Origin of the sequence: Mameliella sp. LZ-28, from assembly GCF_012274245.1 — a bacterium.
GTDB lineage: Bacteria > Pseudomonadota > Alphaproteobacteria > Rhodobacterales > Rhodobacteraceae > Antarctobacter > Antarctobacter albus.
Map to the genome: position 1 here is coordinate 322515 of NZ_JAANYX010000011.1, position 26030 is coordinate 348544.

25 protein-coding genes are annotated in these 26030 nt (G+C 64.4%); 18 read left to right on the plus strand and 7 right to left on the minus strand.

The features are described from left to right. Positions 1-64 precede the first annotated feature (64 nt). Positions 65-1435, minus strand: a complete 1371-nt coding sequence (locus G9Q80_RS08165) for a class II 3-deoxy-7-phosphoheptulonate synthase (protein ID WP_069208327.1) — start codon at positions 1433-1435, stop codon at positions 65-67. A 177-nt stretch (positions 1436-1612) separates the two neighbouring features. On the opposite strand from G9Q80_RS08165, the gene G9Q80_RS08170 reads away from it, so the two are divergent. Then, positions 1613-2623 carry a GlxA family transcriptional regulator gene (locus G9Q80_RS08170; protein WP_043138938.1) on the plus strand — a complete coding sequence of 337 codons (1011 nt, stop codon included), beginning with the start codon at positions 1613-1615 and terminating at the stop codon, positions 2621-2623. Then, on the plus strand, positions 2620-3114 hold the full coding sequence (locus G9Q80_RS08175; RefSeq protein WP_069208329.1) for a GNAT family N-acetyltransferase: 495 nt from the start codon (positions 2620-2622) through the stop codon (positions 3112-3114). Before G9Q80_RS08170 ends, G9Q80_RS08175 begins: the two co-directional genes overlap by 4 nt. A 6-nt stretch (positions 3115-3120) precedes the next feature. Here G9Q80_RS08175 and G9Q80_RS08180 read toward each other — a convergent pair whose 3' ends face one another. Beyond that, entirely contained in the window at positions 3121-3996 is an 876-nt protein-coding gene (locus tag G9Q80_RS08180; protein ID WP_088713788.1) for a bifunctional helix-turn-helix transcriptional regulator/GNAT family N-acetyltransferase, read from the minus strand. A gap of 111 nt (positions 3997-4107) precedes the next feature. Further along, positions 4108-5220: a PQQ-dependent sugar dehydrogenase gene (locus tag G9Q80_RS08185; protein WP_088713787.1), complete on the minus strand. Its 1113-nt coding sequence runs from the start codon at positions 5218-5220 to the stop codon at positions 4108-4110. A 179-nt stretch (positions 5221-5399) separates the two neighbouring features. Here G9Q80_RS08185 and G9Q80_RS08190 point away from each other — a divergent pair, with 179 nt between their 5' ends. The 9 genes from G9Q80_RS08190 to G9Q80_RS08230 all read left to right on the plus strand — a co-directional run bounded on the left by G9Q80_RS08190 (position 5400) and on the right by G9Q80_RS08230 (position 12179). Then, positions 5400-6584, plus strand: a complete 1185-nt coding sequence (locus tag G9Q80_RS08190; protein WP_043138944.1) for an ABC transporter substrate-binding protein — start codon at positions 5400-5402, stop codon at positions 6582-6584. A gap of 96 nt (positions 6585-6680) precedes the next feature. Continuing rightward, positions 6681-7466: an ABC transporter ATP-binding protein gene (locus tag G9Q80_RS08195; RefSeq protein ID WP_043138946.1), complete on the plus strand. Its 786-nt coding sequence runs from the start codon at positions 6681-6683 to the stop codon at positions 7464-7466. Then, a complete protein-coding gene (locus G9Q80_RS08200; RefSeq protein ID WP_074620559.1) occupies positions 7463-8290 on the plus strand; it encodes an ABC transporter ATP-binding protein in 828 nt (275 codons plus the stop codon). Before G9Q80_RS08195 ends, G9Q80_RS08200 begins: the two co-directional genes overlap by 4 nt. A gap of 4 nt (positions 8291-8294) precedes the next feature. Continuing rightward, entirely contained in the window at positions 8295-8666 is a 372-nt protein-coding gene (locus G9Q80_RS08205; protein WP_088713786.1) for a hypothetical protein, read from the plus strand. Next, a complete protein-coding gene (locus G9Q80_RS08210) occupies positions 8666-9049 on the plus strand; it encodes a hypothetical protein (protein ID WP_088713785.1) in 384 nt (127 codons plus the stop codon). Before G9Q80_RS08205 ends, G9Q80_RS08210 begins: the two co-directional genes overlap by 1 nt. Next, on the plus strand, positions 9046-9396 hold the full coding sequence (locus tag G9Q80_RS08215) for a hypothetical protein (RefSeq protein WP_074620556.1): 351 nt from the start codon (positions 9046-9048) through the stop codon (positions 9394-9396). Before G9Q80_RS08210 ends, G9Q80_RS08215 begins: the two co-directional genes overlap by 4 nt. Positions 9397-9472: 76 nt before the next feature. Next, entirely contained in the window at positions 9473-10483 is a 1011-nt protein-coding gene (locus tag G9Q80_RS08220; protein ID WP_043138956.1) for a branched-chain amino acid ABC transporter permease, read from the plus strand. Then, complete coding sequence (locus G9Q80_RS08225) at positions 10480-11772, plus strand: branched-chain amino acid ABC transporter permease (RefSeq protein ID WP_210426168.1); 1293 nt, start codon at positions 10480-10482, stop codon at positions 11770-11772. The genes G9Q80_RS08220 and G9Q80_RS08225 overlap by 4 nt, the downstream gene beginning before the upstream one ends. Before the next feature lie 173 nt (positions 11773-11945). Beyond that, the gene (locus tag G9Q80_RS08230) at positions 11946-12179 is read left to right on the plus strand and encodes a hypothetical protein (protein ID WP_043138962.1); all 234 of its coding nucleotides are present in this window, start codon (positions 11946-11948) and stop codon (positions 12177-12179) included. A 6-nt stretch (positions 12180-12185) separates the two neighbouring features. Here the strand turns inward: G9Q80_RS08230 and G9Q80_RS08235 are convergent, their stop codons facing one another. Then, positions 12186-12806, minus strand: a complete 621-nt coding sequence (locus G9Q80_RS08235; protein WP_043138964.1) for a helix-turn-helix domain-containing protein — start codon at positions 12804-12806, stop codon at positions 12186-12188. An 82-nt stretch (positions 12807-12888) separates the two neighbouring features. Between G9Q80_RS08235 and G9Q80_RS08240 the strand changes: the two genes are divergently transcribed. From G9Q80_RS08240 to G9Q80_RS08270, 7 genes are all read left to right on the plus strand, one after another. Beyond that, positions 12889-14412 (plus strand): class I adenylate-forming enzyme family protein, encoded by a 1524-nt coding sequence (locus tag G9Q80_RS08240; RefSeq protein ID WP_088713784.1) that lies wholly within the window; start codon positions 12889-12891, stop codon positions 14410-14412. 54 nt (positions 14413-14466) lie between these two features. Beyond that, complete coding sequence (locus tag G9Q80_RS08245) at positions 14467-15111, plus strand: DsbA family oxidoreductase (RefSeq protein ID WP_088713783.1); 645 nt, start codon at positions 14467-14469, stop codon at positions 15109-15111. Further along, positions 15108-15476, plus strand: a complete 369-nt coding sequence (locus G9Q80_RS08250) for a potassium channel family protein (RefSeq protein WP_043138972.1) — start codon at positions 15108-15110, stop codon at positions 15474-15476. Before G9Q80_RS08245 ends, G9Q80_RS08250 begins: the two co-directional genes overlap by 4 nt. Positions 15477-15618: 142 nt before the next feature. Further along, a complete protein-coding gene (locus G9Q80_RS08255; RefSeq protein ID WP_088713782.1) occupies positions 15619-16833 on the plus strand; it encodes a multidrug effflux MFS transporter in 1215 nt (404 codons plus the stop codon). 162 nt (positions 16834-16995) lie between these two features. Continuing rightward, positions 16996-18210 carry an NADP-dependent isocitrate dehydrogenase gene (locus G9Q80_RS08260; RefSeq protein ID WP_043138973.1) on the plus strand — a complete coding sequence of 405 codons (1215 nt, stop codon included), beginning with the start codon at positions 16996-16998 and terminating at the stop codon, positions 18208-18210. 89 nt (positions 18211-18299) lie between these two features. Further along, positions 18300-18920 (plus strand): YitT family protein, encoded by a 621-nt coding sequence (locus G9Q80_RS08265; protein ID WP_088713781.1) that lies wholly within the window; start codon positions 18300-18302, stop codon positions 18918-18920. Between the two features lie 227 nt (positions 18921-19147). Further along, positions 19148-20674 (plus strand): peptidoglycan-binding protein, encoded by a 1527-nt coding sequence (locus G9Q80_RS08270; protein WP_232788114.1) that lies wholly within the window; start codon positions 19148-19150, stop codon positions 20672-20674. A gap of 106 nt (positions 20675-20780) precedes the next feature. Here the strand turns inward: G9Q80_RS08270 and G9Q80_RS08275 are convergent, their stop codons facing one another. From G9Q80_RS08275 to G9Q80_RS08285, 3 genes are all read right to left on the minus strand, one after another. Further along, positions 20781-21035 (minus strand): hypothetical protein, encoded by a 255-nt coding sequence (locus G9Q80_RS08275; RefSeq protein WP_043138980.1) that lies wholly within the window; start codon positions 21033-21035, stop codon positions 20781-20783. A gap of 474 nt (positions 21036-21509) precedes the next feature. Continuing rightward, positions 21510-21800 carry a hypothetical protein gene (locus G9Q80_RS08280; protein WP_074620548.1) on the minus strand — a complete coding sequence of 97 codons (291 nt, stop codon included), beginning with the start codon at positions 21798-21800 and terminating at the stop codon, positions 21510-21512. Positions 21801-21811: 11 nt separating this feature from the next. Further along, complete coding sequence (locus tag G9Q80_RS08285; RefSeq protein ID WP_069208341.1) at positions 21812-25471, minus strand: vitamin B12-dependent ribonucleotide reductase; 3660 nt, start codon at positions 25469-25471, stop codon at positions 21812-21814. Positions 25472-26030: the final 559 nt, after the last annotated feature.

Sequence of the window (26030 nt, forward strand, 5' to 3'; positions counted from 1 at the left end):
TCCAAAGGAAACGCCCCCGCAGTCTCCTGCGGGGGCGTTCCTCATTTCGGGGCTGTCAGCCGCCTCACGCGCTGGCAGCTTCCTTTGCCTTCTCGCGGCGCGCCACCAGTTCCTCGGCCACGAGGAAGGCCAGTTCAAGCGACTGCGACGCGTTGAGGCGCGGATCGCAGGCGGTGTGGTAGCGATCCGACAGATCCTCTTCAGTCACTTCGCGGACGCCGCCGGTGCATTCCGTCACGTCGAGGCCGGTCATCTCGAAATGCACGCCGCCCGGGGTCGTGCCCTCGGCCTCGTGGATCGAGAAGAACTCGCGCACTTCGCGCAAGATCGAGTCGAAGGGACGCGTCTTGTAGCCGGTGGCCGACTTGATAACGTTGCCGTGCATCGGGTCGCAGACCCAGGTCACGTTGGCGCCCTCTTCCTGGACGGCCTTGATGAGACGCGGCAGGTTCTCGCCCACCTTACCGGCGCCGAACCGCGCGATCAGGGTCAGCTTGCCTTCCTCGTTCTTCGGGTTCAGACGCTGCATCAGCACCTTGAGGTCCTCGGCCGTGGTCGTCGGCCCGCACTTGAGCCCCACGGGGTTCAGCACACCCCGCGCGAATTCCACATGCGCGCCGTCCGGCTGCCGCGTGCGGTCGCCGATCCAGATCATGTGACCCGACCCCGCCAGCCAGTTGCCAGAGGTCGAATCCCGGCGGCAAAGTGCCTCTTCGTATTCCAGCAACAGCGCCTCGTGCGAGGTGTAGAACTCCACCGTCGACAGGCTGTGCGCCTGGGCGCCGGTCACGCCAGCCGCCTTGATGAAATCCAGCGTGTCGGAAATCCGGCCGGCCATCTCGCGGTACTTCGACGCCTTCTCACCCTCGGTAAAGCCCAGCGTCCACTGGTGCACCTGGTGTACGTCGGCATAGCCCCCGGTCGAAAAGGCCCGCAGCAGGTTCAGCGTGGCGGCTGCCTGGGTGTAGGCGCGCAGCATCTTCGACGGGTCCGGAATGCGCGACTCGGGGGTGAAGGCCAGCTCGTTGATGATGTCGCCACGGTAGCTGGGCAGCTCGACGCCATCCTTCACCTCGGTGGGCGCAGAGCGCGGCTTGGCGAACTGGCCCGCCATGCGGCCCACCTTCACCACCGGCACCTTGGCGCCGTATGTCAGCACCATCGCCATCTGCAGCATCACTTTGAAGGTGTCGCGGATCGCATCGGCAGAGAACTGGTCAAAGCTCTCGGCGCAGTCGCCGCCCTGCAGCAGGAAGGCCTCACCGCGTCCGGCGGCGGCCAGGTGGTTCTTGAGCGTGCGCGCCTCACCGGCAAAGACCAGCGGCGGATACTTGGCCAGCTGCGCCTCGACGGCATGCAGGGCCTCGGCGTCCGTATACTCGGGCATCTGAACCCGCGGCTTGGCACGCCAGTTCGATTTCTGCCACTCGGTCATCTGTTCTCTCCGGTTGATCGTTTCGAGCGCTAACGGAAAGGCTGTATACTCTGCGCCAGTTCGCGTGACCAGCCGTGTTTTTCGCGACATGTCTTGACGCTGCTGGCCACATCTGCCCATGTGCTTCGACACATCTGCGGTCCGGCAACCGCAGCACGATCAGGAAGGTGACATCTCATGTTTCCCCCGCCTCAGCGCCAGGTCATCGAACTCGACTCCGTTCCGGCCAAGCCCCGCCGCTTCGTCTTTGTCCTTCTCGACAATTTCACGCTGCTGTCCTTTGCGGCGGCACTGGATTGCCTGCGACTGGCCAACCGCATGTCCCAGAAGAAGCTGTATGAATGGCGGATCGTCGGCGAAGGCGGCGTAACGGCCAGATGTTCCACCGACACGGTCTTTCAGCTCGACGGCGACCTGGACGAATTGCACCGCGAGGACACCATCGTGATCTGCGGCGGATCCGACGTGCAGAAGGCGACTTCGAAACGCCTGGTCAGCTGGCTGCGCCGCGAGGCGCGCAAGGGGCTGGTGATCGGCGGGCTCTGCACCGCGGCCTACAGCCTGGCCAAGGCCGGACTGCTGGATGGCAAGCGGGCGACGATCCACTGGGAAAACCAGGACAGTTTCTCGGAGGAATTCGACGAGGTGGACCTGACCAAGTCGGTCTTTACCATCGACGGCAACCGGCTGACCACGGCGGGCGGCACCTCGTCCATCGACCTCTTCCTGCAGATCATCGCCAATGACCACGGCGAGGAACTCGCCACGGCAGTGGCCGACCAGCAGATCTATTCCTCGATCCGCACCGACCAGGACACCCAGCGCCTGAGCGTGCCAACCCGCATCGGCGTGCGCCACCCCAAGCTGAGCCAGGTCATCCAGATGATGGAAAGCAACATCGAGGAACCGATCAGCCCGGCGGTACTGGCCAAGGAGGTGGGCATGTCCACCCGCCAGCTCGAGCGTCTGTTCCGGCGTTACCTCAACCGCTCGCCCAAGCGCTATTACATGGAACTGCGCCTGCAGAAGGCCCGCAACCTGCTGATGCAGACGGAAATGAGCGTGATCAACGTGGCTCTGGCCTGTGGCTTTGCCTCGCCCTCGCATTTCTCGAAATGCTACCGCGCGCATTACAAGACCACCCCCTACCGGGAACGCGGGGCCCAATCCTCGCGCCTGTCGGTGTGATCCGGACCGCGCGCCTGCTGTTGCGGCGGGCGCGGCCCACGGACCTGGAACCGCTGCACGCGGTACTGTCGCACCCGGGGGCCATGCGCTACTGGTCACACCCCGCACATGACGACATCACGCAGTCGCTTGGCTACCTGCAGGGTCTCATGGAGGACCGTCCCGACAGCTTTGACCTGGTGATCGAGCATCAGGGCCGCTGCATCGGCAAGGCGGGAATGTGGCGGGCGCCGGACTTCGGCTATATCCTGCATCCCGATCACTGGGGCAAAGGGCTCGCCTTTGAGGCGCTGTCGGCGATCCTACCGGAACTGGCCCGGCACCGGCCACACCTGCCAAAGCTGACCGCCGAGATCGACCCGCGCAACCTGGCCTCTGGCCGGCTGCTGGAGAAACTGGGATTTACCCACCTGCGGACCGAGGAGAAGAACTTTCTCTATGGCGGCTGGGAATGGTGCGACAGCGCCTACTACGAACGCGACCTGCCCTGACCTCACCTATAGGTGTTTTTCAAAGAAAACATCCGGATATGGGTCATCGTTGAAGCGCGGAATCTCGGTCCAGCCGGACTTGCGGTAAAAACGGACGGCCTCTGGCAGGGCGCTGTTGGTGTCCAGCCGCAGGGTCCCGATCCCCAACCCTCGCGCCTCGTCCTCGATCGCACGCATCAGGAGACCCGCCAGCCCCATGCGCCGGGCCGAAGGGGCAACCCAGACCCGTTTGACCTCGGCATAGCCCTTGTCCGTGCCCTTCAGCCCGGCGCAACCGATGGCCATGCCGTCCAGCACCGCCAGCAGGAAGGCGCCTCGCGGCGGCTCCATGTCCCGCGCTTCGGGATCGGCGGACAAAGCAACGTCGAACCCGCCGGAAAACCGTTGCGCCAATTCTCCGTAGTAGGTCGCAAGACACTGCTGCGCGCGCGGGTCCGACGCGGGCACGCGCTGGATCGCCGTGCGGTCGAACCCCAGCGCGGTGGCGACAAGATCCATCGCCTGCAACAGCGCCTCGGGATGAGGATGGCGGGACAGGATTGCGCCCGCCTGTTGATCCGAGAGCGCCTCGTATTCTGCGAACTCCACCTCGCCGGCGGGGGTCAGGGCGGCGCTTCGGCGGCGCGCATCGTTCTCCGATGCCGTGACCGTGACCAGCCCTTCGTCCTCAAGCCCCCGCAGGAGGCGGCTCATCAGACCGGAGTCCAACTTGAGATGCGCCCGGATCTCGGCCACGTCCGACACCCCGTTGCCGATCGCATGCAGGACACGCGCAGGGCCAAGCGGGCGTCCACGGCCCAGGAAAGAGGAATCGAGTGCACCGACCTCGGAGGTGACGGCGCGATGGAAACGGCGGGTTCGGGCAATGGCGTCGATGGTCATTCCGGCCTCGGAGGAGTTGTTTTCCTGACTTTTGTCAGATACCGTCCCGGACGTCCACAGGAAAACGGCCCCGAAGCCTGTTCGGGACCGTCACCCCTGTCCAGAACGACCTCAACCGCCGGGCGAGGGCACGATCCGGTAAAGCGCGCCGTTGCCGACGCTGAGGAACCACAATGCGCCGTCCGGCCCCTGGTCGAGGTCACGGACCCGCAGGGTCTCGTCGCTTTCGATCCGTTCGACCTCGGCCAGCGGATCACCGGACAGGCGCGAGATGTAGTTGAATTTCAACGACCCGATAAATGCATTGCCGGCCCAATCAGACACGCTGCCATCATAGAATGTCATGCCAGAAGGCGCGATCGAGGGGTCCCAGTAGTAGACAGGCTGCGCCATCCCTTCTTTCTGCGTGCCCTCGCCGATCGTGCTGCCGTTGTAATTGACACCGTAAGAGATCACCGGCCAGCCGTAGTTCGTGCCTGCCGCAATGCGGTTCACCTCGTCGCCGCCACGGGCCCCATGTTCCACGGCCCAGAGCTGTCCCGTTCCGTCCAGTGCGGCGCCCTGCGGGTTGCGGTGCCCATAGGACCAGATCTCGGGCTGCGCGCCTTCGGCGTCGACAAAAGGATTGCCCGGCGCGGGGGCGCCGTCGCGGGTGATGCGCAGGACAGAGCCATTGTGCATCGAGAGATCCTGCGCCTTGGGCCCATCGCCCCTGTCGCCCACGGTGACAAAGAGATACCCGTCTTCGGCTTCGACAAGGCGTGAACCGAAATGCCGTCCGCCGCGCGTGCCCTCGGCGATTTCGAATATGGTTTCGCCATCCTCCAGCCGGGTGCCATCCTCGGACAGGCGCGCCTTGAACACGGCGGTTCCGGCGCCCCGGCCCTGCTGACGGGCGTAGGTAAAGAACAGCTCTCGGCTGGTTTCGAAATCACGCGGCACCATGACGTCCAGCAGCCCGCCCTGCCCGCTGTCCACCACGTCCGGCGTGCCCTCGATCACCTCCGAGCCGCCGTCGCGGATCAGCAAGAGCCGTCCGGCGCGCTCGGTCACCAGGATGCCCCCGTCCGGCAGGAAGTCGAAGGCCCAGGGGATGTCCAGACCCTCGACCACTGGCAGGATGTCCATTGGCCCCGCCTCTGTCTGGATCGGCGATGCCTGCAGGGCGCCCCCCAGCCCGATCACGCCACCCGCCAGGATTGCCACCAGTGAATTCCGTCTCATCGCGCTACTCCTATTGCCTAAGGCGGGAACATCCGGAAAACGAATTGGTTCCGTGACAGCGCGTTGCCAGACTGACTTGGCGTCCGCCGCCCCGAGTTCCGCGCGTGGGGCCTTTTCTTTTCGGAAAACGATGCTTAGGCTTCCGCCAGGACATCAAGATCCAACATGGGAGTTATCAAATGAAGAAATTGCTGATGGCCACGACGGCTGCCGCTCTGACCGCTTCGGCTGCTTACGCCGAAAGCCACGCGAGCGAAGCCAAGATCGGTATCATCCTCGGTTTCACTGGTCCGATTGAATCCATCACACCGGCAATGGCCGATGCCGCCGAACTGGCGATTTCCGAAATCAACGAGTCGGGCAAGTTCCTGGACGGCGTCACGCTGGCCCCGGCCCGTGCGGACTCGACCTGCATCGACGCAGCCGCGGCCACTGCTGCGGCGGAACGCCTGGTTTCCGAAGGCGTCGTTGGCATCATGGGTGCCGACTGTTCCGGCGTGACCGGCGCGATCCTGTCGAACGTGGCCCTGCCGAACGGCATCCCGATGGTTTCGCCCTCGGCGACCTCGCCGGCGCTGTCGACCGCCGAAGACAACGGCCTGTTCTTCCGCACCGCCCCGTCGGATGCGCGCCAGGGCGCCGTCATCGCGGAAATCCTTGCCGAGAAGGGCATCACCGAAGTCGCGGTGACCTACACCAACAACGACTACGGCAAGGGCCTGGCAGACGCCTTCGCCTCGGCTTTCGACGGCACCGTGACCCTGTCGGCACCGCATGACGACGGCAAGGCCGACTACTCGGCCGAGATCGGCGCGCTGGCCTCGGCCGGTGGCCAGGCCCTCATGGTCTTCGGCTACACCGACCAGGGTGGCAAGGGCATCATCCAGGCCTCCTACGACACCGGTGCATTCGACACCTACGTGATGGCGGACGGCATGTTCGGCTCCAACCTGTTCTCGGAACTCTCCGACGCGCTTGAAGGCTCCTACGGCACCGTGCCCTGGGCGACCGGCGCAGGCGCAGAAGCCTTCGAGACGATCACCGCCGCCGCTGGTGTCGATCCGACCAGCTCGTTCACCCGCGAGTCCTATGACGGCGCGGCGCTGATGGCGCTGGCGATGATGAAGGGCGGCGCTGCCACCCCCGACGCCATCGCAGCCAACCTGATGGACGTGGCCAACGCCCCCGGCGAGCCGATCCTGCCGGGTGAACTGGCCAAGGCGCTGGAAATCCTCGCAAACGGCGGCGACATCGACTACGTCGGCGCCTCGGGCGTGGAACTGATCGGCCCGGGTGAAGCCGCCGGCACCTACCGCCACTACACCATCACCGATGGCGCGGCGGAAACCGTCGAGTTCAAGTAACCGACACGATGCAAAAGAGCAGCAGGGCCAGGCCCCGCTGCTCTTCCTGCTTTACGGGGGTGCCGTTCGCGGCACCGCCATTCGGGGGCTATCCAATTGATAAAGGTGGACAACCTGCACCGTCATTTCGGTGCCTTCCGGGCCGTTGACGGCGCCTCGCTAGAGATTGCCACGGGATCAATCACCGGGCTGGTGGGGCCGAACGGCGCGGGCAAGACGACGCTGTTCAACGTGATCGCGGGCGCCCTGCCGCCGACCAGCGGCACCGTCACGATGGACGGTGAGGACATCACCGGCCTGCCGCCGCACGAACTGTTCCACAAGGGCCTGCTGCGCACCTTCCAGATCGCGCATGAATTCCACTCGATGACCTGCCGCGAGAACCTGATGATGGTGCCGGGCGGACAATCGGGCGAGACGCTGTGGAACACCTGGTTCGGGCGCAAGCGCATCGCCGACGAGGAACGCGCCCTGCGGGCCAAGGCCGACGAAGTGCTCGACTTCCTGACCATCTCTCACCTGGCCGATCACCCGGCGGGCGCGGTGTCCGGCGGACAGAAAAAACTGCTGGAACTGGGCCGAACCATGATGGTGGACGCCAAGATCGTCTTCCTCGACGAGGTCGGCGCCGGGGTGAACCGGACCCTGCTGAACACCATCGCGGACACCATCGTGCGGCTCAACCAGGAGCGCGATTACACCTTCTGCGTGATCGAGCACGACATGGATTTCATCGGCCGCATCTGCGACCCTGTCATCGTGATGGCAGAGGGCAAGAAGCTGGCCGAGGGCACGCTGGACGAGATCAAGGCCAACGAACAGGTCATCGAGGCCTATCTGGGCACCGGGCTCAAGAACAAGGACCAGGTGGCAACCGTATGAGCGACAACCCATACCAGAACGACCGCGGCAACAAGGACGCCTCGATCACCAAGCCGGGCCAGCGTAGCGAGATCGACCCGACCCGCCGGTCCGGCCCAATGACCGATGCCCCGGGCGGGCCTTTCCTGATCGGCGACACGATGACCGGCGGCTATGGCAAGGGGCCGGACATCCTGCACGACTGCACCATCGCGGTGGACAAGGGTGAAATCGCGGTGATCGTCGGCCCCAATGGCGCCGGCAAATCCACGGCGATGAAGGCGGTCTTCGGCATGCTCGACGTCCGCTCGGGCGCGGTGCGGCTGGACGGGCACGACATCACCCAGCTGACACCGCAGGACCGGGTGGCACAGGGCATGGGGTTCGTGCCGCAGACCTCGAACATCTTCACCTCGATGACCGTCGAGGAAAACCTGGAGATGGGCGCCTTCATCCGTCTGGACGATTTCTCGGGCACGATGGAACAGGTCTACGAGCTGTTCCCGATCCTCAAGGAAAAGCGCCGCCAGCCGGCGGGTGAACTCTCGGGCGGTCAGCGTCAGCAGGTGGCCGTGGGCCGTGCGCTGATGACCCAGCCCAAGGTGCTGATGCTGGACGAACCCACCGCCGGCGTCAGCCCCATCGTGATGGATGAGTTGTTCGACCGGATCATCGAGGTGGCCCGCACCGGCATTTCGATCCTGATGGTGGAACAGAACGCACGCCAGGCGCTCGAGATCGCCGACAAGGGTTATGTCCTCGTGCAAGGGCGGAACGCCTATACCGGGACGGGCAAGGAGTTGCTGGCCGACCCCGAGGTGCGCAAGAGCTTTCTGGGGGGCTGAGGCGATGCGGCCCGTCACCCAGGCGGCCTTGTGGTCACTGGCCTTGCCGGCGGTCCACGGACCGGCCTACGCGGCGGTGGACACCTTCGACTGCGCGCTCAGCCGGGACGGGGCACGCATGAACCTGCGGTTCGACCTCGACCCGGCGAGCTTTTCGCCGCCAGTCGATCCGGCTGATCCTCCGCGCCGGCGCATCAGCCGGGTCCGTATGGCGGATGCCGCATTCGAGGCCGAGGCGATCCTGGGTCAGGACGGCTCTCACGGGTTCTGGGCCGCGACGCAGGGCATGTTGATGACGGTGGCGCCGGACGGCACGGCCCGCATAAGCGATCACGGGGACCGCCCCTGGCAGGGGCAATGCAGGGAGATCGGGTAATGCAGAAACTGTTACTGGCCTTCGGGCTGGCAGGATGCGGGGGCGCTGCCCTGGCCGATATCATCGAAACCCCGGGTGCCGCGCTGATGTCCTGCAACTACACCGTCGAATGCCTCGACGAAGAGGCCTGCACCTTTGCGCAGTTCGGACATGACGTCGACCTGCCCAAGCAGATGCCCGGCGAAGCCGACTTGGTTCTGGGCACAGGCCCGGCGACGGGTACGGCCCAGGTGGTGAACGGCGTTCTGGTGATCGTTGCGCATGACGGCAACGGCAGCTACCTGCTGAGCCAGACCCCCGACGGGCTTGCCAAGCTGAGCGTGCAATTCGCCGATCCGCTGACCGTCGTCACCTATCACGGCGAATGCGTGGTGACCGGGTGAGCGGCAAGCACCCGGCATACCTGGCGGCGGCGGCGATCCTGCTGCCGCTGATGGCACAGGCGGACACCGTCCGCTGTACCGCCACGACCCAGTGCCGGGGCGACGCGCTAAACATGTGTGCGCCCTCTGCCCTGCGGATCGACCTGGCCCGAGGCCCGGGCGACGCGCGGCTCTGGATCAACGGACAGGGCCCCTACCCGGCGACGCGCGCGGACCTTGCGGCAGAGGTCTGGCGCATCGACCTCTGGGGCGGGGATCACCGGATCGAACTGGGCCCCGGAGAGGCGTTTCTCTACCGCGGCAACAGGGGCAAGCGGTTCACCGGCACCTGCGAGGTGACGGGATGACCCGGCAAGCAAGACGCAAGAACATGACAAGAGCCGCCGGGCCAACCGCGCGGCCGACCAACGAGGGCAACGACTGATGGATTTTCTCAACGCCATCGTGGCGCTATCCAACTTCGTGATCATCCCGGCGATGGCCTATGGCAGCCAGCTGGCGCTTGGTGCGCTGGGGGTCACGCTGATCTATGGCATCCTGCGATTTTCGAACTTCGCGCATGGCGACACGATGGCCTTTGGCACGATGGTGGTGATCCTCTTCACCTGGCTGTTCCAGTCCTGGGGCATCAGCCTGGGGCCGCTGCCGACCGCGCTATTGGCCATCCCCTTCGGCATCGCGGGCACCGCCGCGCTGGTCCTGATCACCGATCGGGGCATCTATCGCTTCTACCGGGGGCAAAAGGCGAAACCGGTGGTTTTTGTCATCGTTTCGATCGGGGTGATGTTCATCTACAACGGGTTGACCCGGTTTATCCTGGGCGCCGATGACCAGCGCTTTGCCGATGGCGAGCGGTTCATCATCAATGCCCGCGAATTCAAGGAGATGACCGGGCTGGACGAGGGGCTGGGGATCAAGACCACGCAGGGTCTGACCGTGGTGACGGCGGTGATCGTCGTGGCGCTGCTGTTCTGGTTCCTCAACCGCACCCGTACCGGCAAGTCGATGCGCGCCTATTCCGACAACGAGGACCTGGCGCTGCTGTCAGGCATCAACCCGGAACGGGTCGTCATGGTGACATGGCTGATCGTGGCCGCACTGATCACCGTGGCGGGCACACTTTACGGGCTGGACAAGTCTTACAAGCCCTTCACCTATTTCCAGCTGCTGCTGCCGATCTTCGCCTCGGCCATCGTCGGCGGCCTTGGCAGCCCGCTGGGCGCAATCGCGGGCGGGTTCGTCATCGCCTTTTCCGAGGTGGCGATTACCTACGCCTGGAAAAAGGTGCTGGTCTACCTGATGCCCGAGGCGCTGGAGCCTTCCGGCCTCGTCCAACTCATGGCCACGGAATACAAGTTCGCGGTCAGCTTCATGATCCTCGTGGTGGTGCTGCTCTTCAAGCCCACGGGCCTGTTCAAGGGGAAATCGGTATGAGCCAGTCGATCCGCACATACGCGCTGTTCGCGCTCGTCGCCCTGCTGATCATCGGTACGGGTCTGCTGCAGGGCTGGGACCTTGCGCTGGTGATCCTGAACATGGGGCTGGTCAGCGCGATCATGTCCCTTGGGGTGAACCTGCAATGGGGCATCGCCGGGCTGTTCAACGTCGGTGTCATGGGCTTTGTCGCGCTTGGCGGCATGGCGGTGGTCCTGGCCTCCGTCGATCCGGTCGAAGAGGCCTGGGCTGCGGGCGGCGCCCGCGCGATCCTGGCATTGGTGCTGGGCGCGGCGACCATCGTCGCCACCGTCCTGGCCTGGAAGAAAACAAAGAACCGCTGGCTGACCGCGGCCATCCTGATCGCGGGATTCGTGGTGTACCGGATGGTGCGCGATCCGGGCGTTGACGCCATCGAGGCGGTCAACCCGGCGGGCACCGGCTTTCTCGGCGGTCTGGGCCTACCGGTGGTGATCGGCTGGATGGTCGGCGGCCTTCTGGCGGCGGGCGCGGCCTGGATCATCGGCAAGACGGCGCTGGGCCTGCGCTCGGACTACCTGGCCATTGCGACCCTGGGCATCTCCGAGATCATCATCGCTATCATGAAGAACGAGGAATGGCTGAAACGGGGCGTCAAAAACGTCACCGGCCTGCCGCGCCCGGTGCCCGATGCCATCGACCTGCAGAACGACCCGGGCTTTGTCGAACGCGCCGCAAGCATAGGGATGGACCCGACCGCCGCCTCCACGCTCTATATCAAGATCGGCTATGGACTGATGTTCGCCGCCGTTCTGATCATCCTTCTGGTGTTGGCACAACTTGCGCTGAACTCGCCCTGGGGACGGATGATGCGGGCGATCCGCGACAACGAGACCTCGGCCCGCGCGATGGGCAAGGATGTCACCTTCCGCCACTTGCAGGTCTTTATCCTCGGGTCTGCCATCTGCGGCATCGCCGGCGCCATGATGACCACTCTGGACGGCCAGTTGATCCCGACCTCGTACCAACCGCTGCGCTATACCTTCCTGATCTGGGTGATGGTGATCGTCGGTGGGTCCGGCAACAACCTGGGCGCGGTTCTGGGCGGTTTCCTGATCTGGTTCCTCTGGGTCCAGGTCGAGGTGCTGGGTCCCGGTTTCATGACCTGGATCACCGGCGCGCTGCCGGACGACTCCGGCCTCAAGGAACACCTGCTGGACAGCGTGCAGCACATGCGCCTGCTGACGATGGGGGTGATCCTGCTGTTGGTGCTGCGCTTCTCTCCGCGTGGCTTGCTGCCGGAACGCTGAGGCGCCTTATTCGTCGGAAAAGGGCCCGTGCCGGCTGGCGCGGGCCTTTCCTTTTGCCGCAACGCCAAAAGGCCCCAATGCTAAAGTCGTAGGACCTGCGGCAGCCTGACCACTTCCGCACCGTCACGAAAAAGATACATTTCATATTTGGCGGACACGAAGGAGTGACCAAGATGGACTGGCACGAACTTTCAGCCAACTGGGACAGCATGTTTGGCAAACTCAAACGCCGCTTTCCCGCGATCGACCGGAACCGCCTGTCAGAGGCGCCCCGGGATCGACGGGTGCTGACCCATCATATCGCGGACATGCATGAACTGACCCTGCACGAGGCGCGCGACGCCCTGGAGGAATTCATGGATCGCGAGGATCTGGCCCGGCGGGCGAGCGAACTCGAAAGCCGCTGAGGCCGGTCAGGCCAGCGAGGTCACCCAGAGGATCGTCGCATCCTCGGGCGAAACCGAAACGACGTTATGTCCCATCGTGGCGTCGTAATAGGCGCTGTCGCCGCGCTTCATCTCGATGGGTTCGTAGAACTCGGTGTACAGCGTCACGACCCCGGTCAGGACAAAGAGGAACTCCTCTCCGTCGTGGCGCACCCAGCCGTCGAATTCCTCCATGCTGCGCGCGCGGACGCGGGCACGGTAGGGCAGCATCTTTTTCCGGGTCAGCGTCTCGGCCAGCAGGTCATGTTCATAGGTGGCTGTCGCGTGGCTCTGCCCCTCGCCCGAACGCGTCACGACCATGCGGCCATTGACCTTGTCCTGCTGCGGCGGCGTGAACAGCTGCGGCACGGTGATTTCCAGCCCCACGGCCAGCTTCTTGAGCGCGTCGTAGGTGGGCGACATCTGCCCGTTCTCGATCTTGGACAGGGTGGACCGTGCCAGTCCGGCCTGCCGCGCTGCTTGCTCCAGCGTCCAGTTCCGCTCCTTGCGCAATTCGCGCACGCGCTGGCCAAGGTCGAGCGGCTCGGCCTGGGGTGTCTCGCCACTGTCACGGGCGATGCTGATGAGGGATTTCGGATCTCGCGACATGGGGTCCTGCTATAGGCCCCGCCCCCTCCATGTGCAAGCGCCCCTCTTGCAGGTCCTCGCGCCGCGGTCTAGGCGATGAAGCATGACCCTGGATGCCTCGCTTTTCGACGAGGGGCGCTATGCCCCCTGCCCCGCACCGTTTAACCTGGCCGCGCATGTGCTGACGGCGGGAGAGACCACGCCAGACAAGATCGCCTTGTCGGTGGTCAAACCCTCGGGCGCACAGCGCTGGTCCTATGGGCGCCTGATCGCTGCCGTGCGCGGCACCGCAACCGGCCTGTTGCAGGCCGGGCTGGAACCGGGGGACATCCTGCTGATGCGGTTGGGAAACACGGTGGATTTCCCGATCGCCTACCTGGGTGCGATCGCAGCCGGCGTGGTGCCGGTGCCGACATCGTCGCAGCTGACCGCGCCGGAAGTGACCAAGATCATCGATCAACTTGCACCAAAGGCCATTCTTCGCGCCGAAAACGTCCCATGCCCGGAGACCGATCTGCCGGTTCTCGGGCCGGAGACCTACGAGGCCTGGCACGATCTGCCGCCTGCGGACTACCAGATGGGGGATCCGGACCGGTTGGCCTATATCATCTACACCTCTGGGACGTCCGGCACGCCCCGTGCCGTGGGCCATGCCCACCGCGCGATCTGGGCGCGGCAGATGATGATGGACGGCTGGTATGGCCTCCGCACCGAGGACCGGCTGCTGCACGCGGGGGCCTTCAACTGGACCTACACGCTGGGCACCGGGTTGATGGACCCCTGGACAAAGGGCGCCACGGCGCTGATCCCGGCGGCGGGCACCGATCCGGCGCAACTGGCGTTGCTGATGAAACGCTTCGAGGCGACGATTTTTGCTGCCGCGCCGGGTGTCTTTCGACAGGTCCTGAAATTTCCGGTGCCCGAGATGCCCGCCCTGCGTCACACGCTGGCCGCTGGTGAGAAACTGTCCGAGGCGCTGCGGGACCGCTGGCGCGAGGCCACGGGAACCGAGATCTACGAGGCCTACGGCATGTCGGAATGTTCCACCTTCATCTCGTCGGCACCCGGACGACCCGCCCTGCCCGGCACGCTGGGCCGGCCCCAGGTGGGCCGCCGCGTCGCGATCCTGGGCGATGACGGAGCACCGGTCCCCCTGGACAGCGAAGGCACCATCGCCATCGACCGCAACGATCCCGGCCTGATGCTGCGCTATGTCGGTGCCCCCGAGGCAACCGCCGAAAAATTCAGCGGTGACTGGTATCTGACCGGCGACCGGGGCGCGATGGACGGCGACGGGCATATCACCTACCTGGGCCGCGACGACGACATGATGAACGCGGGCGGCTATCGCGTGTCTCCGCTGGAGGTCGAGGCGGCGCTGGCCGGCCTGCCGGGGGTGATTGAACTGGCTGTCACGGATATCGCGGTCAAGGAAGACGTGCGCATCGTCGCCGCCTTCTACACCGCCGAAGCAGAGCTGGACGAAGAGGTACTGAAATCCGCAGCCTCCGAACGGCTGGCGCGCTACAAGTGCCCGCGCACCTTTGTCCGCATCGACGCGCTGCCGCGCAATCCGAACGGTAAACTGCAACGCAAGGCGCTCAAGGATCACGTTCTGAACGGCTAAGGGCAATCGCCCCCGCCGGACAACCCGTGTATGCAGGAGCCCAGGGAGGCTATCATGATCCAGCTCGACATCTTCTCCGACCCGATCTGCCCCTGGTGCTATATCGGCAAGGCCTACCTTGACCGTGCACTGGAGGCGAACCCGGACCATCCGTTCCAGGTCCGCTGGCTGCCTTTCATGCTGAACCCGGAGATGCCCGCCGCCGGCATGGACCGGCGCGCCTACCTCGAAGGCAAGTTCGGCGGACAGAAGGGCGCCGTGCAGGCCTATCTGCCGGTCGAGGAACACGCGGCCAAAGCCGGCGTGACCATGCACCTGGACCGGATCGAAAAGACGCCGAACACGATTGATGCCCATCGGCTGATCCACTGGGCGGGGATCGAGGGGCGGCAGACGCCCATCGTGGCCGGCCTGTTCCGGGCCTATTTCGTCGAGGGCCGCGACATCGGCGATGCAGAGGTGCTGGCCGACGTTGCCGACAGCCACGGCATGGACGCAAGCCTGGTCCTGCGCCTGCTGGCCTCGGAGGAGGACCGGCGCGAGATCGTGGAACGTGACGCGGCAGCGCGCGGCATGGGCATCAACTCGGTCCCGACCTTCATCGTTGCAGGCCAGCATGCGGTCCCCGGCGCGCAGCCGCCCGAGTTGTGGTCCCGGGTGATCGAGGAACTGCGCACCGGCGCCACCCCCGAAACATGACCCGGCTGCGCTTTCTGACGCTTGCGCTGACGTTGGCGGGGATCATCGCGGCCGGGACGGTATTCTTCCGCCTGGTCGAGGGTTGGTCCTGGCTCGATTCCTATTTCTTCTCGGTCGTGACGCTATCGACGGTGGGCTATGGCGAACTGGTGCCGCAGACCCCCGCGGGCAAGATCGGAACCACTGTCTTCATCCTGCTGGGACTGGGGGTCTTTGCCGTGGCCATCCAGCAGTTCGGCGTCTTTGCCATGCGCAAACGCGAGGAACACACCGAATGGCTGATCGCGCGGCTGGGCAGCGACGCGGACCCGGCCAACCGGGATGACTCGCCTGACAGCGACGAAGAGGTGTCGAGGAACCCGTAGTTTCCCGCTCCGGGTGCATGAACGGCCTCCAGTCTGTGCGTCAGCTCACCGAACTTGGTCTTTCAATCAGTGACCGTTCGGATATAGCTGGATGTCCGAGAAAGGGCGTTTTGGCCCCTTTTTCCCGTGTCCCGAGGTTTCCATGTCAAGTCTTCCCAGTAGAGGCGAGTTCATCGCCATCGTTGCGATGCTCTTTGCCAGCATTGCCTTTTCCATCGACGCCATGCTGCCCGCCTTTCCCGAGCTGACGGCCCAGTTCTCGCCCGACGATCCGAACCGGGTGCCGCTTATCGTCACGATCTTCATGCTGGGCATGGGATTGGGCACTTTCTTTACCGGGCCGCTCTCGGATGCTTTCGGGCGCAAGACCGTGGTCCTTGGGACTGCTGCGCTCTACATCCTGTCGGCCCTCGGAGCCCTGTTGGCACATAGCCTGGAAATGCTGCTGGTCGCGCGCTTCATGCAGGGCCTGGGCGCTGCCGGGCCGCGCGTTGTGGCGCTGGCCATTGTGCGTGATCTCTACTCCGGGCGGGCGATGGCGCGGATCATGTCCTTTGTCATGGTCATCTTCACCATCGTTCCGGCGCTTGCCCCGACGCTGGGGGCCGGCCTGATCTGGGTCGGCGGCTGGCACGCGGTGTTCTGGGCCTTTGCGATCTTTGCCACGCTGTCCAGCGGCTGGCTGGCACTGCGCCTGCCCGAAACGCTGGCTCCCGAGGATCGGCGCCCCTTCCGCTTTGGCGCCCTCAGCGAGGCCCTTCGTGAGATGGTGTCCCATCAGGTCGTCCGGCAGTCCATGATCGCCCAGATGCTGTGCTTTGGGGCTCTAGTGGTGATGATCTCGAACATCCAGCCGATCTACGACGCCTTCTTTGACCGGGCCGGCAGCTTTCCCCTGTGGTTCGGCGGCATCGCCATCATTTCAGCCTCGGCCAGCCTGTTGAACGCGGCGCTCGTGATGAAGGTCGGCATGCGCAAGATGGTGACGATCGTCCTGACGGTCGAGGTCATTCTGAGCGCGGCGATGACGCTGGTCCTGCTTGGCGGCGTCGAAGGGACCGCGCTCTTTGCCTGCTTCGTTCTCTGGCAGACCTCGATCTTTTTCATGGTCGGGTTGACGATGGGCAATCTCAACGCCCTGGGGATGGAACCGATGGGCCATATCGCCGGGCTGGCCGCCTCTGTCATGGGAGCCCTCGGCACGGTCGGGGCTGTCATCCTTGCGGTACCGGTCGGGCTTGCTTTTGACGGCACTCCCCTGCCGGTCGTCGCCGGCATCCTGGTCTTTCTGATCGGTGCACTCTGGATCATGTCCCGCATGGCCAGCCGTGAAGAGATGCAACAGCCGGCTGAATGAGCCCCACCACCACCTCATCGCCGCCCGATTGGGCGGCGATCCTGTTTCGTCCCAAGCTCACCTGACGAAATCCCCTATCCGTCTCCTCGGGGCATTGGTCCCCCGGGTGGTGATCGGCTAGAGAGGCAGGGAACTGCCGCCAGCCAGCATGGGAATCGTAGGATGACGAAGATCAAGGTCGACAATCCGATCGTCGAGATGGACGGGGACGAGATGACCCGCATCATGTGGGATTTCATCAAGCAGAAGCTGATCCTGCCCTACCTGGACCTCGACCTGCTGTACTACGATCTGGGGATCGAGGAACGCGACCGGACCGAGGACCAGATCACCATCGACGCCGCCGAAAAGACCAAGGAGGTCGGCGTGGCCGTCAAATGCGCCACGATCACCCCGGACGAGGCGCGCGTCGAGGAATTCGGCCTGAAAAAGATGTGGAAATCGCCCAACGGGACGATCCGAAACATCCTGGGCGGCGTGGTGTTCCGGCAGCCGATCATCTGCCGCAACGTGCCGCGCCTCGTGCCCGGCTGGACCTCTCCCATCGTGGTCGGTCGCCATGCCTTCGGCGACCAGTACAAGGCCACGGATTTCCATTTCCCCGGCGCCGGCAAGCTGACCATGAAATGGGAAGGCGCCGACGGCGAGGTGATCGAGCGCGAGGTCTACGACGCGCCGGACGCGGGCGTCTACATGGGCATGTACAACCAGGACGCCTCGATCCGCGATTTCGCCCGTGCCTCGCTGAACTACGGCCTGAACCTGGGCTGGCCGGTCTACCTGTCCACCAAGAACACCATCCTCAAGGCCTATGACGGCCGGTTCAAGGATCTCTTCCAGGAGGTCTACGAGGCCGAGTTCGAGGAAAAGTTCAAGGAAAAGGGCATCTGGTACGAACACCGCCTGATCGACGACATGGTGGCCTGTGCCTTGAAATGGAACGGGAAATTCGTCTGGGCCTGCAAGAACTACGACGGCGACGTGCAGTCGGACACCGTGGCCCAGGGCTTTGGCAGCCTTGGCATGATGACCAGCCAGCTGATGACGCCCGATGGCAAGATCGTCGAGGCAGAGGCGGCGCATGGCACCGTCACCCGCCACTACCGCCAGCACCAGGCCGGGCAGTCGACCTCGACCAACTCGATCGCCTCGATCTACGCCTGGACCGGCGGTTTGAAGCACCGCGCCAAGCTGGACCAGAACGTCGCCCTGCGTGCCTTTGCCGAAACCTTGGAGCGCGTGATCGTCGAGACCGTCGAGGCCGGACACATGACCAAGGACCTGGCGCTGCTGGTCGGTCCCGACCAGGGCTGGCTGACCACAATGGGTTTCCTCGAAAAAATCGATGAGAACCTCAACAAGGCATTGGCGGGCTGATGCCCGATTGATCAGCAAGTGCTGCGGGCGCGGGGGGATCTGCGCCCGTCAAACTTGCCAAAGGCGATGCCGGCGGGCATCGGACATGCATGACCCTTCTGTCCCAGCCCCCAGCCGACCGTCACAGCCTTTGGGAAGATGCCCTGGGGTTGGTCGTGGGCACCTGCATGATGGCGCTGGCGGTCATGTTCCTGACATCCAGCGCTCTGATCACCGGACAGATCGCGGGCCTGTCGCTGATCGTCAGCTACGCGGCAGGCTGGTCCTTTGGTGCCGTCTTCTTCGTGCTGAACCTGCCGTTCTACATTCTGGCCGTCCGGCAGATGGGGTGGCGCTTTACCCTGCGCACCTTTGCGGCCGTCGGCCTGTTGTCGCTGCAAACAGAATTTCTGCCCACTGTCCTGCGGCTGGAACCGATCCATCCGTTGGTCAGCGCCGTGCTCTTTGGCCTTCTGGCGGGACTGGGGCTGATCGTGCTGTTCCGGCACGGAGCGACGCTGGGCGGCGTGGGAATCGTGGCGCTGTGGCTGCAGGATACGCGCGGCATTCCTGCGGGAAACGTCCAACTGGGGTTTGATCTCTGTGTATTTGTCCTGGCGCTGGCGATCTTTGACTGGCTGACGGTGGCTGTGTCACTGACAGGTGCAGTGATCCTGAACCTCATGGTGACGATCAATCACCGACGCGACCGATACGTGGCCCGATCCTGACCCACGGCATCGCCGGATTCCTCGAAAATGAATTTATTTCAATCGGTTGCCTCCCGAACCTCACCCGGCACCCCCACCCGAAACCGGCCACCGGGCCACGACCGGGTGGCAAAAGGGTTGCACCGCTGCTGCACCAATCCCCGGCAAACCCATAGTCGGCTTGGAAAAAACCGCCCCGAGGGGCTATGTCTTGGTGTGCTGCCACGCGACAGGTTCCGGAGACCCTTATGAAATCTGCTCTTCTTTCCCGTTCCCTCCTGCCCGCGCTTCTTGCCTGCGCTGCCCTTGGGCCCAACGCCGGACAGGCGGGCGAAATCACCTCGCAGACCGGCACCCATTTCAATTGCGCCGCCACGCTCTCGGGTGAGATCCTGCCAGGCGACCTCGACAAGATCCGCGCGATGGACCTGCGCAGCTTCGGCAACGGAGAGCGTCCGCTCTGCCTCGACAGTTCCGGCGGGTCCTTCGGGGAAAGCCTGAAGATCGCCGATTTCCTGCATGAACGTGGCATTCCCACCGCCGTTGATGACGGGGCGGAATGTCTGAACGCCTGCGCGCTGGTCTTGCTGGGGGGCAGCCGCCTGACGCGCGACGCGGGGCCGGTGCCGAACAAGCGGATGCATCTGAACGCCACGCTGGCCTTTGGCAGCCCGGCACATGCGCTGGCGGAACAGGACTATGCGGCGCAGGACATGTCTGCGGTCTACGGCTCTGCCCTTCGCGCGGCCAGCGAACTGACCGCGCGCCTCGATCAGCTGAACATGCCCGCCGATTTCGCCGCACAGGTGCTGGCGCTGACAGACAGCGACATGCTGGTGGTCGACCGGGTCGACCAGGCCCGCGCCCTGGGCCTGCAACTCGAAGGGTTCGAAGCCCCAAGCAGCCTGAGCGACACGATGGTCACGCGCTCCTGCATTCAGACCAATCCGGATTTCGACCCCGATCGGACCAGCCCGGGGCGATCCGTCTACGACCACCGCGTGCTGCGCGAGCAGGGCGCGACGGCACATCGCAAGGCCACATACGTCGTCGAGGCAATCATTGACGGCGTGCCGTCCTGGCTGGGCTGCCAGGTCGAGCTGAACACGGCCCCGCCCGCCGAAGGGCAAACCGCCGCCGCCCTGCGCCTGCGCGCCAGCCCCGACTGGACTTCGGGCGGCAATCCGACGCTGTTCCAGGTGCACAAGGCGCTGCTGCCACAGGACTGGACTGGCGTACCCTTCCGCGATTTCTGGAAACTGATCCCCGAGAACCAGACCCTCGCCGACGCGCGCAAGATGACGGCCCCCGACGCCAGTTCCTCGATCATCGTGTCACCCGTGCGCAACCTGCCGGCAACCACGCTGGGCACCGAAGCCGCGCTTGGCCTGCTGTTCGACGACCGGCAAGAAGTTCAGAACCGCCTGACGCTGCTGGGGTTCGACACCCGTGGCGCGGACGGTATCTTTGGCCCCGGCACCCGGGACGCGTTGCGCGAATGGCAGCGCAACAACGGGCTGGAGCCGACCGGTTTCCTCGATGGTGCGCAGCTGGACATGCTGAACCGCCAGAGCGACTCGCTCTATGCTGTCTTCGCCGAAGAACAGCGCCGCGAGGAAGAAGAGCAGGAGCGCCTGCGCAACGCCCCTGCCCCGGTCTTCAACCCGCCGGCCTCGGCTGCGGCGCCCGCACCGGAACCACAGGGCCAGCGCGTGCGGGTCTGCCAGCGGACGGTCTTTGGCGAACTGGTGAACTGCCGGATCGAATTCCGCTGACCCACTGACCCACTGACCCACTGACCTGCAACGAAAAACGCGCGGCGACCAGGGGCCGCCGCGCGCCGATGTCATGCCCCGGGGACAGGGGCATGTGTCACACCGATCAGGCGTCGTCCGCCGGGATCAGCCCGTCGGCGCGGGCCGTGTCCAGCTCTTCGGCGCTCAGCAGACCATCGCCATCGGCATCCGCCTGGGTATAGTCGTCCTGCGAGACGTCCGGGTACATGACCTGCACCTCTTCCAGAGACACCATGCCGTCACCGTCGGTGTCGAGCGCCATGTCGCCCTCCATGTCCTGCGCAAAGGCGGGAAGGGTGAACAGGGCCAGGACGGCGCCGGTCAGGATCTGCGTTTTCATTGTCTTTCCTCCATGAGTGGTTGGTTGGAAGTGAGCCAAACATGGGGTGCATTTTTCGCCGCTGCGAGGGCTTGCGGTCGGGGCGCCGAAAACGCGCGGCGGACTGCCGGAAACGCTGCTTCGCACAGGCGGACCTCGGCCTGTGCGAAAGCACGGGCGGGACCCCGCAAACCGAGCCTGCCCATTCTGGCGTGACACCGCCGAGGGACACGTTTCGGGGCCATTGGCGGGAACCTGCCGCGCCGATTTCAGGGAAAAGAAAGGGGGCGTCCCTTTGGGGAAGGGACGCCCCGAGTTTCGCGTACAAGGCTCATCTGATTCACCGCCCGTGTCTTTTCTGCCTGCGGCCTTGTCAGCGTCTGGGGCCAGCGCACCGGCCCCTGGAACGGATGGCGGGACGGGACTCCCTGACCACCCTAACCACGCGGGGTCACTGGCAACGTGTCCCCGCATCACCCCCCCAGGGGTGTCTCGTCAGGCGCTCCGCCGGTCCTCGACCGGCAGGGCGCCAAGCGTCCGGAAATAGGCGATGCCCGTGGTCATGTCGAAGCGGTGGACCGTCAGGTCGAACCCGCTGCCGTCATGCGCGATGGCCCTCACGGGCGCCTCGCTGCGCATTGCCGTCCCGATGAACCGCGTCGGCATCGCAAAGGACCCGGCGCCGCGGTGATCCGGTCCGTCCGGGATCACGTTGACCGTGAGGGTCATGGGATCGCTGAGAATGCCATCCCATTCGAGCACGCAGTCCATCCGGAAGGACGCCATCGTTCTGCTCCTCAGCTACAGCCGCTCGTCGCGCCGCAGGTGTTGCACTTCATGCAGGTGCCGTTGCGCACCAGCGTGTAGTTGCCGCATTCGCCGCAGGCTTCGCCTTCGTAGCCCTGCATCTTGGCCTTGGTGACCGCCGTCATGGCCATCGCCGAGGAGGCAGAGCCGCCGGACTTCGGCCCTGCCGCCGTGGCGGGCACAAGGCTGCGCAGCACCTGGTCGGGGTCTGTGCCCGCTTCCAGCGCCACAGTCGCCTGACCGCCTTGCAGGACAATCAGTTCCTGCGGCAGACGCTTGCGCAGGTAGCCGGTCGAGCTGATCTGCTTCAGCACTTCCAGGCTGCGGCTGGCGGCGGTTTCCGACAGTTCCTTGACGTTGGACACGCCCTCTTCCTCGCCCCGGCCAAGGTCGTCAAAGCTGGCGCCCTCGGGTTTGACATGGGCCAGGTCGGTGCGGTCCAGGTAGGACACGGCCAGTTCGCGGAAGATGTAATCGAGGATCGAGGTCGCGTTCTTGATCGAGTCGTTGCCCTGCACCATGCCCGCCGGTTCGAACTTGGTGAAGGTGAAGGCGTCGACGAACTCCTCCAGCGGCACGCCGTATTGCAGGCCCACCGACACCGCGATGGCAAAGTTGTTCATCATCGCACGGAAGCCGGCGCCTTCCTTGTGCATGTCGATGAAGATCTCGCCAAGGTTGCCGTCCTCGTATTCACCGGTGCGCAGGTAGACCTTGTGCCCGCCGACGATGGCCTTTTGCGTATAGCCCTTGCGGCGTTCCGGCATCTTGGTGCGACCAGCGCGGGCCACTTCCTTGATCACGACCTTTTCGACGATCTTCTCGGCCAGGACCTGCGCCTTTTCGTGCTGCGATCCGCTTTCCAGGATCTCGGCAGCCTCGTCGTCATCCTCGACCAGCGCGGCCGCCAGCGGCTGCGACAGTTTCGAACCGTCACGGTAGAGCGCGTTGGCCTTCACCCCCAGCGACCAGCTGAGTTCATAGGCCTTCTGGCAGTCCTCGATGGTCGCATCGTTGGGCATGTTGATCGTCTTCGAGATCGCGCCCGAGATGAAGGACTGCGCCGCCGCCATCATGGTGATGTGGCTGTCGACCGAGAGGAAGCGCTTGCCCTTCTTGCCGCAGGGGTTGGCGCAGTCGAAGACCTTGAGGTGTTCCTCTTTCAGATGCGGCGCCCCTTCCAGGGTCATGGTCCCGCAAACGTGGTCGTTCGCCGCGTCGATGTCGGCCTTGGAGAAGCCCAGGTGCCGCAGCAGGTCAAAGCTGGGATCGACCAGTTTTTCCGCCGGGATGCCCAGCACGTCGCGGCAGAACTCCTCGCCCAGCGTCCACTGGTTGAAGACGAAGCGGATGTCGAAGGCCGAGGCCAGCGCACTTTCCACCTTCTCGATCTGTGCCGGGCCGAACCCGTGGCCGACCAGCGCGGTGTGGTTGATGCCGGGCGCATTTCCCAGCGTCTGGTGGCCCACAGCGTAAGAGATGATCTCTTCGATCTGGCTGGAGGTATAGCCGAGGTTGTCCAGCGCACCAGGCACCGAGCGGTTGATGATCTTGAAGTAGCCGCCACCCGCGAGCTTCTTGAACTTCACCAGGGCAAAGTCGGGTTCGATGCCGGTGGTGTCGCAGTCCATGACCAGGCCGATGGTGCCGGTCGGCGCGATGACCGAGACCTGCGCGTTCCGATAGCCGTGCTTCTCGCCAAGGCTAAAGGCCTCGTCCCAGGCCGACATGGCCAGGTGCACCAGCGCCTCGTCCGGGCAATTCACCAGGTCCAGCGGGACCGGCTTGACCGCCAGGTTGTCATAGCCTTCCGAGGCGCCGTAGGCGGCGTTGCGATGGTTCTTGATGACGCGCAGCATGTGATCGCGGTTGCGGGCATAGCCCGGGAAGGCCCCCAGCTCACCGGCGATTTCCGCCGAGGTTGCGTAGGACGTGCCGGTCATGATGGCGGTCAGCGCCCCGCAGAGCGCGCGGCCCTCGTCCGAGTCGTAGCCGTAACCCATGTTCATCAGCAGACCGCCGATGTTGGCATAGCCCAGGCCCAGCGTCCGGAAGTCATACGACAGCTGTGCGATTTCCTTGGACGGGAACTGCGCCATCAGGACGGAGATTTCCAGCGTCAGCGTCCAGAGGCGCGTCGCGTGGATATAGCTTTCGGCGTCGAAACGGCCGTCCTTGAGGAAGGTCAGCAGGTTCATCGAAGCCAGGTTGCAGGCCGTGTCGTCAAGGAACATGTACTCGGAACAGGGGTTCGAGCCACGGATCGCGCCGTCTTCGGGGCACGTGTGCCAGGCGTTGACGGTGTCGTGGAACTGGATGCCCGGATCGGCACAGGCCCAGGCCGCGTGGCCGACCTGTTCCCAGAGGTCGCGCGCCTTGACGGTCTTGGCGACCTTGCCGTCGGTGCGGCGGATCAGTTCCCAGTCGGTGTCATCCTTGACCGCCTTCAGGAAGGCATCGGTGACGCGGATCGAGTTGTTGGAATTCTGGCCCGAGACCGAGGCATAGGCTTCGGAGTCCCAATCCGTGTCATAGGTCGGGAACTCGATCGAGGCATAGCCCTGGCGTGCGTAGTCGAGCACGCGCTTGATATAGGTCTCGGGGATCATGGCGCCCTTGGCCGCACGGATGGCCGCCTTCAGGGTCTCGTTGCTCTTGGGATCATATGCGTCGGCCTCTGCCCCGTCCCACGCGCGGATCGCGTCGAAGATCCCGTTCAGCATCTTTTCGTGCATCTTCGAGCCGGCGACGATGCTCGCCACCTTCTGCTCTTCGCGCACTTTCCAGTTGATGAACTCTTCGATGTCGGGGTGATCGGCGTCGCAAATCACCATCTTCGCTGCTCGACGGGTCGTTCCGCCGGATTTGATCGAGCCCGCGGCGCGGTCACCGATCTTGAGGAACCCCATCAGGCCGGAGGACTTGCCTCCGCCTGACAGCGCCTCGCCCTCGGCACGCAGGGAGGAGAAGTTCGTGCCGGTGCCAGAACCGTACTTGAACAGGCGCGCCTCGCGCACCCACAGATCCATGATACCACCTTCGTTCACCAGGTCGTCCTGAACCGACTGGATAAAGCAGGCGTGCGGCTGCGGGTGCTCATAAGCCGATTTCGACTTCACCAGCTTGCCGGTTTTGTAATCGACGTAGAAATGGCCCTGGCTGGGACCGTCGATGCCATAGGCCCAGTGCAGGCCGGTGTTGAACCACTGCGGGCTGTTCGGCGCGGCCATCTGGGTGGCCAGCATGAAACGCATCTCGTCGAAATAGGCCTGGGCGTCTTCCTCGGTGGTAAAGTATCCACCCTTCCAGCCCCAGTAAGTCCAGGCACCGGCCAGGCGGTCAAAGACCTGGCGTGCGCTGGTTTCGCCGGTGCGGGGCGTGTCCTTGGACGCCGGGACCGAGCGCCACAGGAATTCGGGCACGCCCTCTTCGGCGACGCGCTTCAGCTCGGTCGGCACGCCGGCCTTGCGAAAGTACTTCTGGGCGATGACGTCGCTGGCCACCTGGCTCCACCCTGCGGGCACTTCCAGCTGGTCGAGCGCAAAGACGGTGGTGCCGTCAGGGTTACGGATTTCCGACTTGGTTGTGACAAAGTCGACTTCGGCGTAAGCGTCCTGACCGGCCTTGGTGAATTTGCGTTCGATTTTCATCCCAGCTGCCCTTAAAGAGTGTCCCGTTATTTTCGTGCCGGTCGGTAAGGCAAAGGACAAAAGCACCCTCCCGCGGTTGCCACGCGGGCCGAGGTCCATGCCTCGTGTGAGTGTATGTTGTGCTTGTCTGTCCCTTGCCGCCGCCCACTATATCTAGTGGCTGTCCCGACCGGCCTGCACAAAATGGCCCCGACGGACCGGAATCGTCAACGCGTTTTTTTACGATATCTACATATATTTTGTGTTGACCAAACGGCACCCCACTAGGGGCGGTATGAGGCTCCCGATTCATCCCGGATCTGTTAATAATTTCAGCTTTCGCGCAAACCTTGGAAATACAAAGAGAGACGGCGGTTTATGCACAGATGCTTGTGGATAACTTCAGGAATGGCGGCCCGAACGGTTAATCTTTGTTAACTTGCCGGAGGCTTGCCGATGTTGCTCCTCGAACACGCACAACCCTCCAATTCGGGGAAAAGCGCCCCTGCCCCACCACATCTAGTGTGGTGACCGATTCTTTGGCAGAGGGCATAAAAAAGCGCCCGGACCGCGAGCCCGG